This is a genomic window from Vibrio sp. S457-15 (assembly GCF_000960545.1).
Taxonomy (GTDB): domain Bacteria; phylum Pseudomonadota; class Gammaproteobacteria; order Enterobacterales; family Vibrionaceae; genus Vibrio; species Vibrio parahaemolyticus.
In genome coordinates this window covers 309,072-322,771 of record NZ_JYOQ01000177.1, presented here as the reverse complement: position 1 = coordinate 322,771, position 13,700 = coordinate 309,072, and the positions used below count along the sequence as shown (strand labels likewise).

Annotated in this window: 10 protein-coding genes; 3 read left to right on the top strand and 7 right to left on the bottom strand. The window is 46.1% G+C overall.

Annotation, left to right across the window (positions count from 1 at the left end; all coding sequences use genetic code 11):
- Positions 1 to 18: 18 nt before the first annotated feature.
- From ilvN to UF05_RS21160, 7 genes are all read right to left on the bottom strand, one after another.
- Positions 19 to 513, bottom strand: a complete 495-nt coding sequence (gene ilvN, locus UF05_RS21190) for an acetolactate synthase small subunit (protein ID WP_005459526.1) — start codon at positions 511 to 513, stop codon at positions 19 to 21.
- A gap of 1 nt (position 514) precedes the next feature.
- Positions 515 to 2,239: an acetolactate synthase 3 large subunit gene (locus UF05_RS21185; RefSeq protein ID WP_005480580.1), complete on the bottom strand. Its 1,725-nt coding sequence runs from the start codon at positions 2,237 to 2,239 to the stop codon at positions 515 to 517.
- A 450-nt stretch (positions 2,240 to 2,689) separates the two neighbouring features.
- The gene (locus UF05_RS21180) at positions 2,690 to 4,498 is read right to left on the bottom strand and encodes an AMP-dependent synthetase/ligase (RefSeq protein ID WP_045544841.1); all 1,809 of its coding nucleotides are present in this window, start codon (positions 4,496 to 4,498) and stop codon (positions 2,690 to 2,692) included.
- A gap of 298 nt (positions 4,499 to 4,796) precedes the next feature.
- Entirely contained in the window at positions 4,797 to 5,756 is a 960-nt protein-coding gene (gene calR / locus UF05_RS21175) for a LysR family transcriptional regulator CalR (RefSeq protein ID WP_005459522.1), read from the bottom strand.
- Between the two features lie 597 nt (positions 5,757 to 6,353).
- Positions 6,354 to 7,400, bottom strand: coding sequence for an MJ1255/VC2487 family glycosyltransferase (locus tag UF05_RS21170; RefSeq protein ID WP_005480521.1), 1,047 nt, complete (start codon positions 7,398 to 7,400; stop codon positions 6,354 to 6,356).
- Between the two features lie 3 nt (positions 7,401 to 7,403).
- Positions 7,404 to 7,952, bottom strand: a complete 549-nt coding sequence (locus tag UF05_RS21165; protein ID WP_005496985.1) for a phosphatase PAP2 family protein — start codon at positions 7,950 to 7,952, stop codon at positions 7,404 to 7,406.
- 167 nt (positions 7,953 to 8,119) lie between these two features.
- Positions 8,120 to 8,917, bottom strand: coding sequence for an SH3 domain-containing protein (locus UF05_RS21160; RefSeq protein ID WP_005459508.1), 798 nt, complete (start codon positions 8,915 to 8,917; stop codon positions 8,120 to 8,122).
- A gap of 544 nt (positions 8,918 to 9,461) precedes the next feature.
- Between UF05_RS21160 and leuA the strand changes: the two genes are divergently transcribed.
- The 3 genes from leuA to leuC all read left to right on the top strand — a co-directional run bounded on the left by leuA (position 9,462) and on the right by leuC (position 13,689).
- A complete protein-coding gene (gene leuA / locus UF05_RS21155; RefSeq protein ID WP_017449029.1) occupies positions 9,462 to 11,009 on the top strand; it encodes a 2-isopropylmalate synthase in 1,548 nt (515 codons plus the stop codon).
- Positions 11,010 to 11,091: 82 nt separating this feature from the next.
- Positions 11,092 to 12,183 (top strand): 3-isopropylmalate dehydrogenase, encoded by a 1,092-nt coding sequence (gene leuB / locus UF05_RS21150; RefSeq protein ID WP_045544840.1) that lies wholly within the window; start codon positions 11,092 to 11,094, stop codon positions 12,181 to 12,183.
- Between the two features lie 90 nt (positions 12,184 to 12,273).
- Positions 12,274 to 13,689 (top strand): 3-isopropylmalate dehydratase large subunit, encoded by a 1,416-nt coding sequence (gene leuC, locus UF05_RS21145; protein WP_045544839.1) that lies wholly within the window; start codon positions 12,274 to 12,276, stop codon positions 13,687 to 13,689.
- The last annotated feature ends 11 nt before the right edge of the window (positions 13,690 to 13,700 follow it).

The following is a 13,700-nucleotide window of genomic DNA, read 5'->3' as shown; positions in this document are numbered from 1 at the left end:
GGTCAGATATGAGGCTTGTTAAGGCTTTAACGCTCGTTCTCCACGGGCAATACCTACTACCCCGCTACGTGCTACTTCGACCACTTCGGTGACTTCGGAGATGGCTTGGATGAACGCGTCGAGCTTTTCACTGGTGCCAGCAAGCTGCACGGTGTACTGAGAAGCGGTGACATCCACAATCTGTCCACGGAAAATATCTGCCGTACGTTTCACTTCCGCTCGAGCAAAACCACTGGCTTTCACTTTCACCATCATCAGTTCACGTTCAATGTGTTCAAACTCAGTAACTTCTTGCACTTTCAGTACATCAATCAACTTGTGTAGCTGTTTCTGGATTTGCTCCAGCTGCATTTCATCCGATGTGGTTGTGATGTTCAAACGCGATAACGTTTCGTCATCCGTCGGCGATACGGTCAATGATTCAATGTTGTAACCACGTTGAGAGAACAAGCCGACAACACGAGACAACGCACCCGGTTGGTTTTCCAATAGCAATGAAATAATGTGTCTCATATTAAGTTCTCTCCGTTTTGCTTAGCCACATCTTGTCCATACCTTCGCCTTTAATTTGCATCGGGTATACGTGCTCGGTTTCGTCTACGTTGATATCAACAAACACCAAACGATCTTTCATATCCAACGCTTTTTGTAGCCCTTCTTCGAGCTGATCTGGCGTTTCGATACGAATGCCGACGTGACCATAAGCTTCTGCGATCGCAGCAAAATCCGGAACAGAACTCATGTAAGAGTTAGAGTGGCGACCTTGATAAATTATGTCTTGCCACTGTTTTACCATACCGAGGAATCGGTTATTAAGGTTGATGATCTTCACAGGAATATCGTACTGCATGGCCGTCGATAGCTCCTGAATGTTCATCTGGATACTGCCATCACCCGTCACCACCACCACTTCTTCTTCAGGCATCGCGAACTTAACGCCCATACCAGCAGGAAGACCGAAGCCCATTGTGCCCAAGCCACCCGAATTGATCCAACGGCGAGGTTTGTTGAATGGGTAGTACAACGCCGCAAACATTTGGTGCTGGCCTACATCAGACGCCACATACGCATCACCATTGGTTAGCTTGTGCAGTGTTTCAATGACTTGCTGTGGCTTGATACGATCCGACGACGTTTCGTAAGACAAGCACTGACGATCACGCCACACTTGAATATCATCCCACCACTTAGTGATCGCCGCTTCATCGTTGCCACAATCTTGCTCTGCCAGTAGACCAAGCATAGTAGTCAGTACTTTTTCAGCAGAGCCTACGATTGGAAGATCCACTTTGACGTTTTTAGAGATCGACGACGGATCAATATCAATGTGCATCACTTTCGCATTTGGACAGTACTTCTCAAGGTTATTGGTGGTGCGGTCATCAAAACGTACCCCAATACCGAAGATCAGATCCGCTTCGTGCATCGCCATATTGGCTTCGTAGGTACCGTGCATCCCCAACATACCAAGCGAGTTTTTGTGAGTGCCCGGAAATGCACCTAGGCCCATTAAGGTACTGACAACTGGCAGGTTAAGTTTGTCTGCCAGTTCTAAAATATGTTCGTGAGCACCAGAAATGACTGCGCCACCACCGACATAAAGCACCGGTTTTTTCGCTTCAATCAAAGACTTCAGTGCTTTCTTGATTTGGCCTTTATGACCCGAAGTGGTTGGCTTGTATGAACGCATCGAGATGCTTTCTGGATATTGGTAAGGCAGTTTGATTTGCGGATTCATTACGTCTTTTGGCAAATCAATCACAACTGGCCCAGGACGACCCGTTGTTGAAATGTAGAAGGCTTTTTTGATCGTTTCAGGGATATCTTCCGCCTTTTTCACCAAAAAGCTGTGTTTTACTACCGGACGAGAGACGCCCACGATGTCACATTCTTGGAAAGCGTCGTTACCAATCAGGCTGTTTGGCACGTTCCCTGAAATCACGATCATCGGGATGGAGTCCATGTACGCCGTTGCAATACCGGTAATGGTATTGGTTGCGCCAGGCCCTGAACATACCAGTACCACACCCGGCTTACCTGTTGCGCGAGCGTAGCCATCAGCCATGTGCGTCGCAGCCTGTTCGTGTCTTACTAGTACGTGTTTAATTTGGTCGGTTTTTGCGTGCAGTGCATCATAGATATCCAAAACGGAACCACCCGGATAACCGAAGATCTGCTCTACGTTTTCCTCTATCAGAGATTGCACCACCATCTCTGCACCTGACAACATTGCTGTCATAATTGCTCTCCTTACCCAGAATTCCACACCGTAAGGTCAACGGTTTGGTCTGGTTTTACATAGTCTAGGTCTTATTCGTAGCCTAATCGAAATACTTCCACGTTTTCGGCTATGTCTTGCGTTCGTCATAATATCCCGCAAGGTTCATCAACAAATGTAACGGTTTATTAGCAACGGGTCTAATGAGAGATATGTCTAGTTTTTAAACAAGACACTAGAAAGCAGAACGATAACAGGAATAGAAGCCAACTAAGCGCAAATAAGCAGCACGATCAAAAAACATAACGACAAAAAAAAGAACATAATTTCACAGAGATTTACCCAAACATCAGAAATTCACCCGTTATCTGCATCATCAAGCCGAACTGCTGCACATACAAAAATCCCCAACGATACCAAAAGGTATGGCTGGGGATCTTTTCATCAATCTGAAATCTAAGTCAGTGCTTGTTACTTTTTATCTGACTTTTCGTTGTACATTTCTTCGATTTCGTCTTGGTATTTATCGTTAATCACTTTACGACGCAGTTTTTGCGTTGGCGTTAACTCTCCATCGTCCATAGAGAAAGCTCTTGGTAGCAGTTTGAACTTCTTAACTTGCTCAAATTTCGCCAGTTCTTTTTGCAGTTCATTCACTCGCTTCTCAAGCATTTCGACCACTTGGTGATGTTTGATAAGCTCAACTCGGTCATGGTATGCAATGTTCAGTTCTTTCGCATATTCTTCAAGAGAGTCAAAACACGGCACAATCAGCGCAGAAACAAACTTGCGTGTATCGGCAATCACCGCAATCTGCTCAATGAAGTGGTCTTTACCAATCGCACCTTCGATCATTTGCGGTGCAATGTATTTACCACCAGAGGTTTTCATCAGTTCTTTAATGCGATCGGTGATGAACAGGTTGCCATTTTCATCAATATGGCCAGCATCACCGGTCTTTAAGAAACCGTGCTCATCAAACGTCTTTTCGGTCTCTTCTGGCATTTTGTAGTAACCGCGCATCACCATCGGGCCACGAACTAGAATCTCGTTGTTTTCGCCAATCTTCACTTGCGCGCCAGGCATCGACATACCGATAGAATCCGGATCAAAGCACTTGTCATCCCAGCACGAAATCGTCGCGGTGGTTTCTGTCATGCCGTAGCCCAACTTCACGTTGATACCAATAGCATGGAAGAAGCGACCAATGGTTTCATCCAACTTCGCGCCACCACATGGCATAAAGTTGATACGACCACCGAGCAGTGCACGCAGCTTACTGAGCACCAGCTTGTCAGCTAATGCGTGTGCTTTGCGCAGCATCATCGAAGGTTTGCGCTTTTCTTGATGGCAAAGTGCCATTTTCGCGCCCATGTTCACCGCCCAAGTAAACATGATCTTGCGATGAATCGGTGCTCGAGACACTTTCTCGTGAATCGCTGAGAAAATCTTTTCGTAGAAACGAGGAACCGCACACATCACGGTTGGACGCACTTCACTCAAGGCATCGCGCACCTGCATAGTGTCTTGCAAGTAACAGTTCGTCGCACCTTTGTATAATACGTAGAATGTCCAAGCGCGTTCAAATACGTGTGAAAGCGGAAGGAAACACAAAGAAACATCATCTTGAGATAAGCTCAAGCGTTGGTCGTGACCTTCTAGCTGAGCTGCGATGTTGCCATAATCCAACATCACGCCCTTAGGTTGACCCGTAGTACCTGAGGTGTAGATCAGCGTAAGCAAATCTTCGACTTTCGCTTGTTCCAAACGCTCATCAAGTTCAGCTTGATGGCTAGTATCACCTTTTGCGACAAAGTCTTTCCAAGAGATAACAAAGTCATGATCGCCAAGCTCAATATCGTCCGACATCGCAACAATCAGCTCTAACTGCTCACATTGTTCAAAAATGCTCACAGCAGCATCAAACTGAGGCTGTTCGCCAACAAACAGAACTTTTACGTCTGCGTTGTCGATGATGTATGCCGACTGAGCAGCAGTATTGGTTGGGTAGATAGGCACCGTCACGCCACGCAGTTGCAGTGCGGCGAAATCAGCAATCGTCCATTGCGGCATATTGTTTGAGAAAATGCCGATCTTATCTTGGACTCCTAAACCCTGAGCCAAAAGTGCAAGCGATAAAGTATCAACTTGCTGACCAAACTGCTCCCAAGTAATACCTTGCCATGCTCCTGCTACTTTATGTTTCAGTGCAACGCGGGTACCACCGTTCGCAATTTGTTCACGAATACGTTTAACGATATGAAAATCTAACTTGGCCATTCTTTTACTTACCTTTTGGCTTACAGGCGTAAGCTATTTGAGCGAACAAGTGTACTCACGCAATGCTAAAACGCAACTGACCAGTATCAAACTTATCACTAATAAGAGACAACTATCACTAATGAACTCAAGGCCCAATTGAAGTTGATGGAGGTTTAGGCAAAATAACTTGCTGTTTCGCTTATTAATTAACCTAAATAAAAAGCCCCGAAAGGCAAGCGTCTCTCGGGGCCAAACAATTGTAAAAATTGATGATTACAAATCCAGTCTGACCAGTTCATCAGACCAAATAATAAACTTATTTTGATGCAACCACTTCACCACACGTCACCATTAGCTGGTCACGTAGCCAAATGTGGCCTTTGTCTTTTTCACTTGATTCATGCCAGCTAAGGAAGCCGCTGATTTCTTTGTTCGCAAATGGGAAGTCTAGAATCTGCAGTTGGTCACTGTTCACCGCATTTTCCGCCATCCAGCGTGGTGCGATAGTCACTAACTCAGATTGGCTAACAACGTAAAGCAAGTTGCTTAGGCTTGAACCTTCGTACGCAGCTTGGCAGTCAAGCTCGCGGTACGCCTGCTCAGAGAAGCTACGTTGACCGTGAACTTTAGACAGTTTCGCGTGCTTTTCGTTAATTAGCTGCTCGGCGCTTACGCCACCTTGAATACGTGGGTGCGTTTTCGAAGCGATAACCACCAATTCATCTTTGAAGATTTCTGTGCTTGAGAAACCTTGCTCATCAAAACGAGCGTAATCGATCACGAAGTCGATTTCTTGGTAACGCATACGCTCAGAAAGAAGACGGTCAAATTCCGCGTCTAGATGCAGCTGAACGTTAGGTGCTTGTTGATTAATCTTCGCCATGATTTTTGGCGCAAAGCGCATGTCACATGGGCTGCAGATCGCCAGCTTGAATAGACGAGTTGACGACTCTGGTTGGAATACCGAGCTTGGCAATTCATTACGGATCAGTTGCAATGCTTGGCGGATAGGGCCAAACAGTTGACGCGCACGTTGAGTTGGTTGAATACCACGGCCCTGACGCATGAACAGTTCATCGTTAAACATCACTTTTAAGCGTGCCACGGCATTACTTACTGCCGGTTGAGACATGCCTAAGTTGTGTGCTGCACGAGTGATATTTTGCTCTTGCATCACAGCATCAAATACAGTCAGTAGGTTCAAATCTACACCACGCAAAGTGCTTTCCATACGGTAGCTAGCAATTGCGCTCATCGCATCTTTCTTCTCTAACATTGAGTGCGCCTCTTTTGTAATCGTCAAATTGTTTCAATGAATTCATAACGAATAGAATCCCATCTCGCACAAAAGACGGCGGCTGGATTCGAATCATTTTTACGAATAGAAACCTAATTTTTATTATATTTATCGTCCGGATAATTCCGGCTCGAAGCGTACTATCAACTAATCGATTGGGGTTTAGCAACTAGATTGATATTTAATCACTAAATTTTAGCCACTTAGGTATTTAGTCATTTAAAATCAACAAATTGAGAAAAACATAAAAAACTATAAAACAACTAAAACCACACTCTTTGAGTATGTATTTAGCAAATTGATAAGACTAAGAACAAACATCGAAACACATTTACCCCACCTATCAATAACCAACAGACCAAAAAACACAGCCTATGTCTTTGGCGTAAATTTGCGCGTATCAGTCAAATAATCTGCAATTAAACAATGAATAGAAATGAACGAGAGGGAATAAAAATGCAGCCCTTCGAAATCGAAAAGCTGCATCAAGTACCATGTAGGAATGTTGGAAGAAACGTAATAATAGGTAGTTAATAGTTATTATGTGTTTGCCACAAACAATCCGAGCAAACAAACTTAGATATTGGATACATAGCTCGGAAAATCCACCTGCTCCCACAACTGTTTGGAGAGTTCTTCTTGCGAATCCCACGCCCCTTGTAAAACCCAATTCACGATGGCTTGTGCAACGTCGGGGTATTTAACACTCTCAGCTTGCTGCTCTTTGAGCCACTGACGTACGGTAGAAATGTCTAAACTGTCCATTGCAGTGGCTAACCCAAGATCTTCAAGTGTGGCTACGTTGCTCTGCTGTTCAAATTGTCCTGCCAGTGGTTTCATTAGCAGTTTTTTGCCAAGAGAAAGTGCTTCTGAAGGCAATTCAAAACCACCATTGGCGATGACCCCACAGCAACGATGTAGATGGTGCTGAAAGTTGGTGTGGCACAGCGGACGCAATTCTATATTCTCCACTTTCTCTACTTCTATCACTTCGGGGTGATAACAAATAAACGTCTGCTGATTAAAGTGGAACAACAAGTCGCAGATGTCCTCAATCGACTCAAACGGTAAATACACCAACACGAAATCATCGTTATCCGCTTGGTTATCCAAAGTGTGAACGATGGGCGGTAGCAACGGCTGATCAAAGTGATACCAGTGCAATCCAAGCTGATGTTGAGATGGAGCAAAATACTCAAGTACTGATTTATCCAGCCAGCTCGCCCCCTTCAGAGGCACTGGATAGCGAAACGCATTTTGGTGACTGATACCGATACACGGCTTATTTTGTTGACGAGCAGCCCAAGCCGTGACGGGTTCAAAGTCGTTGATGATTAAATCATAAGGCGCCAGGTTGAGTTGGTTCACTTCTTTGAAAAAATGAATCAAATTGTTGTTCAAGGCCGTTTTGGCGTAATTGACCGAGCCTTTTTCCGTCACAAACGTAAAACCGCGACGAGTCTGATAATCGCCAAACGCTTCCATTGAAAAGTATTTCTCCGGTGCTCGCCCAGAAAAAAGAAAGTCGACCTGCACATCGTGCGATTCAAATGCCTTGCTCATTGCACGAGCACGTGCGATATGGCCATTTCCCGTACCTTGAACACCGTATAGAATTTTCATTCATTAGCCTCCTACGATCGCAATAGCTAGAGCACCACACGCACTTCCCAACAGCGCCCCTATGATGACGTCAGTAAAGAAATGGACACCAAGCAAAATACGCGCCGTGCCAATTAAGCTCGCCCAAGAGAATGCGGCATAACCGAGTTCTGGATAGTAATGGTTGATAAGTGTTGCCATGACAAACGCAGCAGCAGTATGTCCAGACGGTAAACTGTAGCGATCAGAAGGGGTGATAAAAGCAGGTAACAAAGCGCTCAGTTCTTCGGGACGACGGCGTTTAAAGCTGTTTTTTAGCGTCCAGTAAATGGGTAGCTCGACGGTAAATGCCAGCAATCCGGCTAACATAAACCAAGAGCCGTGTTCTTTATCTAAATACCAAGCTAACAGCCCTAAGACGACGTAGAGATGCCCATCTCCACTGTGCGAAACGCCTTTACTGATGTTGGCAACTTGTTGGTTAAAACGATGCTGAAGACATACGCTAGAGAATGCTAAATCAAACTTAGCGATGGTTGCTATTGGCTGTGTGATTGTCTCAATGGTTCGCATGTGACCTTCCCTTACTTTGACAACGCCTTTGTGTGCAAAGTAGGAGGTTTAGGTGACAGCTACATGACGGGAAGTTGGACAATTAGTGACAAAAGTAGAATGGACGGAATAGCGCACATTGATGTGCCCAACCATACCGTTAAACACATCAATAAAAGCAATAAGAATTACGAAGGGTTAGCTGGTGAGGCTGACGGCGTATCGATATACCAAACTTTGCGTTTTTTGCGGCATGCGCGTAATGACCCCGTGGTAACATCACCGTCTTTGGTTAACTCATAGCTCAGCGCTCGACAAGTGTAGCTGCCCAGCAGCTCGTGTCGGGCACTCGATACAGAATGAGTCGCTTGCTGAGCATCGAACAACGGATTCGGTTGAGTCGACAAAATATCGCGATTCACTACGTTGCTGCGTACGTAATCTTGATGCACGTAGCCCTTAATAACGCCTTTTTGTTCAACCAGAATCCAAGGTTCTCCTTCTACTCTCGCCAACGCATTGAACACTTCGCCTTTTTCAAGTTGCCCCAGCTTTGTACTCTCTACACTCGGTTTAGAGCGTAAATTTAACCCCGTTTTTGAACGATAGGAGACATCCATAAACTCCAGCTTGTTAGAGGTATCCACTCCCTCTTCTACTGGTCTGACTATCTCAGCTTGTTGCCACTCATTAGGTTGCACGCGGATCTTCCACCACGAATAGGTGTCAGGATCTTTGCCTTTGAATTTATCTCGGCTGTCCGACTCAAGCGCCACCAGCATTTGATTTAAGAAAGATTCCCGCCCTTCACTGCTTAAGTACATGTCCATTTGATCGCTGATCACCATAATACTTTGCGCATGATCGTTCACGATCACCGGAGAAGCCACCTCAGCATTCGTGTTTGATTGAAACAGCTGACAACCAGATAAGCTGATCAATGTTAATGCGAGTGCCGAACGTCCAAGTTGTTTTGCTGTGACCATGAATCCTTTACCTTCTGTTTCTCTTCACCTAATGCAACTGCACTACTATAAATGGTCAGCGCGTATTTTCGCCAAGCAATTAAGACCTTTGTGTGATAAGTCGCAATCCCTATACCTGAATTTTGATAACACAAAGCTTTAGGCTGTGATCTTTGTCGCCACGCTCAGGTTCTAGCACGTTTCCTTCACTTTTAACTGATTGCACTTTGAATTGATTGAATGTGTCGATGTATTCGCTGACTATTATTAAACCACTCATCCGATATGAATAAAAAATCGACTTTAGGGTTGACGCGCTCCAAGGAGTGCGGTACTAATTTGTTAACTTAAATTTGTGGAAAGCTTAACAACTATGTCAGCTCATTTTTCTATCCTGCTTAGCCTCCTCCTGATCGTGACCAGTTCGCGCGGGTAGGCTGTGGAAGAAAAATAACCACACCAATTTCTTAGAAACCCGCATGAAAATGCGGGTTTTTTTATATCTAAATACTGGAAGTAAACGATTAACTTGCACGAAAGTGCAGAAATCAGGAAGGAAGCAAACATGAACGATCAGGTCATTATATTCGACACCACCTTGCGTGATGGCGAGCAAGCGTTGTCAGCAAGCTTGACGGTTAAAGAAAAACTGCAGATTGCCTATGCGCTTGAAAGGCTGGGCGTTGATGTTATCGAAGCCGGTTTTCCTATCTCTTCCCCGGGCGATTTCGAGTCCGTACAAACTATTGCAAAACACATCAAAAATAGCCGAGTTTGTGCCCTTTCGCGTGCCGTTGCGAAAGACATCGATGCCGCAGCTGAAGCGCTAAAAGTTGCTGACCAATTCCGTATCCACACTTTTCTAGCCACTTCCACGATTCACGTTCAAGACAAACTACGCCGCAGTTACGATGACGTACTTGAAATGGCGGTCAACGCCGTTAAACACGCGCGTAACTACACCGATGATGTCGAATTTTCTTGTGAAGACGCAGGCCGAACACCAATCGACAATCTATGTCGCATGGTTGAAGCCGCAATTGATGCTGGAGCAAGCACCATCAACATTCCCGATACCGTTGGCTACACCGTACCTAGCGAGTTCGGTGGCATCATCCAAACGCTTTTCAACCGTGTGCCGAACATCGACAAAGCCATCATTTCTGTGCACTGTCATGATGACTTGGGCATGTCGGTCGCAAACTCAATTGCAGCAGTACAAGCCGGTGCTCGCCAAATTGAAGGCACCATCAATGGTATCGGCGAGCGTGCGGGTAACTGCTCACTAGAAGAGATCGCGATGATCATCAAGACGCGTCAAGAGCTGCTGGGCGTAAGCACGGGGATCAAACACGAAGAAATCCATCGTACTAGCAAGTTGGTGAGTCAACTGTGCAACATGCCGATCCAAAGCAACAAAGCGATCGTGGGTGCCAATGCATTCAGCCATTCTTCAGGTATCCACCAAGACGGCATGTTAAAGAACAAGAACACTTACGAGATCATGACGCCTGAGTCGATTGGTCTTAAGAACCAAGCGCTTAACCTAACCAGTCGTAGCGGCCGAGCGGCGGTGAAGAGCCACATGGATTCCATGGGTTATAAAGAAGATGAGTACAACCTAGACGCACTGTACGCCGACTTCTTGAAACTGGCCGACCGTAAAGGCCAAGTGTTTGATTACGATTTGGAAGCACTAATGCACTTCTCCAACTTGCGTGAAGAAGATGACTTCTACAAGTTGAATTACCTAAGCGTGCAATCGGGCAGCGTGATGGCAACCACCAGCATCAAGATGCAATGTGGTGATGCGGAAATGTGTGAAGCGGCGGTCGGTAATGGGCCTGTTGATGCGCTATACCAATGTATCTACCGCGTGACAGGTTACGAAATCGTACTAGATAAATTCGATCTAACCGCAAAAGGTGAAGGTGAGGATGGTCTAGGTCAAGCAGACATCATTGCCAACTACAAAGGTAGAAAATACCACGGTACGGGCGTTTCAACCGATATCGTAGAAGCTTCTGGTCAAGCGCTATTGCATGTTATCAACAGCATCCATCGCGCAGACACCATTGCCGAGATGAAGCAGAAAAAGATTGCTACGGTATAGTCATACTGAGCTTTATCGCTCAGGGACAAATAACACGATTTCAAATAATTAAGCTAAAAAATTAGAAGATTAAAGGAATAACATGACAGACAAATCATACAAAATTGCCGTACTTCCTGGTGACGGCATCGGCCCAGAAGTGATGGCTCAAGCGCATAAAGTTCTGGATGCGATCGAGCAAAAACATGGCATCTCATTTGAGCGCGAAGAACATGATGTTGGTGGTATCGCTATCGATAATCATGGTTGCCCACTTCCAGAAAGTACGGTAACAGCGTGTGAAGAGTCTGACGCGGTTCTATTTGGTTCGGTGGGTGGCCCTAAGTGGGAACATTTGCCACCAAACGACCAGCCAGAGCGCGGTGCATTGCTGCCACTACGTAAGCACTTCCAACTGTTTTGTAACCTTCGTCCAGCGCAAATCCACGCTGGTCTAGAAGCTTTCTCACCGCTACGTGCAGACATCTCAGGTCGTGGCTTTAATATTGTGGTTGTACGCGAATTAACTGGTGGCATCTACTTCGGCCAACCGAAAGGCCGCGAGGGTGAAGGCGCTAACGAAAAAGCATTTGATACCGAGGTGTACCACCGCTACGAAATCGAACGTATTGCAAAAATCGCGTTTGAATCGGCTCGTCTACGTCGCAAGAAAGTGTGCTCAATTGACAAAGCAAACGTTCTGCAGAGTTCTATCTTATGGCGCGAAGTTGTGGAAGAGATTGCCAAAGACTACCCAGATGTCGAGTTGTCTCACATGTACATCGACAACGCGACTATGCAGTTAATCAAAGACCCAGCCCAGTTTGACGTCATGTTATGTTCAAACATCTTTGGCGACATCATCTCTGATGAGTGTGCAATGATCACGGGCTCTATGGGCATGTTGCCTTCAGCAAGTCTTAACGAAAGCAAGTTCGGCCTATACGAGCCTGCCGGTGGCAGCGCACCAGATATCGCAGGCAAAAACATTGCTAACCCAGTTGCGCAGATCCTTTCTGCTGCACTGATGCTGCGTTACAGCCTTGGCGAAGAAGCTGCGGCGCAAGATATCGAATCCGCAGTATCTAAAGCACTTTCGGCAGGCGAGCTTACCGCAGACCTAGCAAGCGACAAGCCTGCACTGACGACATCAGAAATGGGTGACAAGATCGCTGAGTACATTTTGAACTCATAAACAGACTGACATTATAAATATAACTGTCGTTTGCCATCACCGCAGCGGAGCATCCCGTTGCGGTGACAAGGACGACGAGGAAAGGAAGCAATGGGCAAAACACTATACGAAAAAGTCTACGACGCACACGTTGCCGTCGCGGCAAAAGGGGAAACCCCTATTCTTTATATTGATCGTCACTTGGTACACGAAGTGACCTCTCCACAAGCCTTTGATGGCTTGCGTGAAAAAGGTCGTAAAGTTCGTCAGGTTAGCAAAACGTTCGCCACGATGGATCACAACGTTTCGACCACAACCAAAGACATCAATGCCTCTGGCGAGATGGCGCGTATCCAAATGGAAACGCTATCGAAAAACTGCGAAGAGTTCGGTGTTACCCTTTACGACCTAAACCACAAATATCAGGGCATCGTCCATGTTATGGGTCCAGAGCTAGGCATTACTCTACCGGGTATGACCATCGTTTGTGGTGACTCTCATACCGCAACACACGGGGCATTTGGCTCACTGGCTTTCGGTATCGGTACATCTGAAGTTGAACACGTACTAGCGACTCAAACGCTAAAACAAGCACGTGCGAAAACAATGAAAATAGAAGTGAAAGGTAAAGTCGCACCGGGTATTACCGCGAAAGATATCGTTCTAGCGATCATCGGCAAAACAACGGCTGCGGGCGGTACTGGTTATGTGGTTGAATTCTGCGGTGAAGCGATTACTGACCTTTCTATGGAAGGCCGCATGACGGTATGTAACATGGCCATTGAATTGGGCGCAAAAGCAGGCCTAATTGCACCAGATGAAACCACGTTTGAATACATCAAAGGTCGTAAGTTCTCACCGCAAGGCGCAGATTTTGATGCTGCAGTAGAGTACTGGAAGACGTTAAAAACTGACGCTGATGCCGAATTTGATGCCGTAGTAACGCTAAACGCTGCTGACATCAAACCACAAGTAACTTGGGGCACAAACCCAGGTCAGGTCATTGCCGTTGACCAACCGATTCCAGCACCAGAAAGCTTCGCTGATCCAATCGAAAAAGCGTCTGCTGAAAAAGCATTGGCTTACATGGGCCTAGAAGCAGGCAAATCATTGTCTGACTACCAAGTAGATAAAGTGTTTGTTGGCTCTTGTACGAACTCTCGCATCGAAGACATGCGCGCTGCCGCCGTCGTGGCGAAAGGCCGTAAGGTCGCATCGCACGTTCAAGCATTGATTGTCCCGGGCTCAGAACAGGTGAAAGCACAAGCAGAAGCCGAAGGCTTGGATGTCATCTTTAAAGAAGCGGGCTTTGAATGGCGTCTACCAGGTTGTTCAATGTGTTTAGCAATGAACAACGACCGCTTAGGTCCTCACGAGCGTTGTGCATCAACATCAAACCGTAACTTTGAAGGCCGTCAGGGCCGTGATGGTCGCACTCACTTGGTTAGCCCTGCAATGGCAGCCGCGGCAGCTATCGCTGGTCACTTTGTTGACATTCGTGAATTAACTTTTGATAAACAGGATTAAGGAGAACAATC

Coding starts and splice junctions, on each gene's coding strand:
- ilvN (WP_005459526.1), bottom strand. CDS start 513: ATGAGACACATTATTTCATTGCTATTGGAAAACCAACCGGGTGCGTTG.
- UF05_RS21185 (WP_005480580.1), bottom strand. CDS start 2,239: ATGACAGCAATGTTGTCAGGTGCAGAGATGGTGGTGCAATCTCTGATA.
- UF05_RS21180 (WP_045544841.1), bottom strand. CDS start 4,498: ATGGCCAAGTTAGATTTTCATATCGTTAAACGTATTCGTGAACAAATT.
- calR (WP_005459522.1), bottom strand. CDS start 5,756: ATGTTAGAGAAGAAAGATGCGATGAGCGCAATTGCTAGCTACCGTATG.
- UF05_RS21170 (WP_005480521.1), bottom strand. CDS start 7,400: ATGAAAATTCTATACGGTGTTCAAGGTACGGGAAATGGCCATATCGCA.
- UF05_RS21165 (WP_005496985.1), bottom strand. CDS start 7,952: ATGCGAACCATTGAGACAATCACACAGCCAATAGCAACCATCGCTAAG.
- UF05_RS21160 (WP_005459508.1), bottom strand. CDS start 8,917: ATGGTCACAGCAAAACAACTTGGACGTTCGGCACTCGCATTAACATTG.
- leuA (WP_017449029.1), top strand. CDS start 9,462: ATGAACGATCAGGTCATTATATTCGACACCACCTTGCGTGATGGCGAG.
- leuB (WP_045544840.1), top strand. CDS start 11,092: ATGACAGACAAATCATACAAAATTGCCGTACTTCCTGGTGACGGCATC.
- leuC (WP_045544839.1), top strand. CDS start 12,274: ATGGGCAAAACACTATACGAAAAAGTCTACGACGCACACGTTGCCGTC.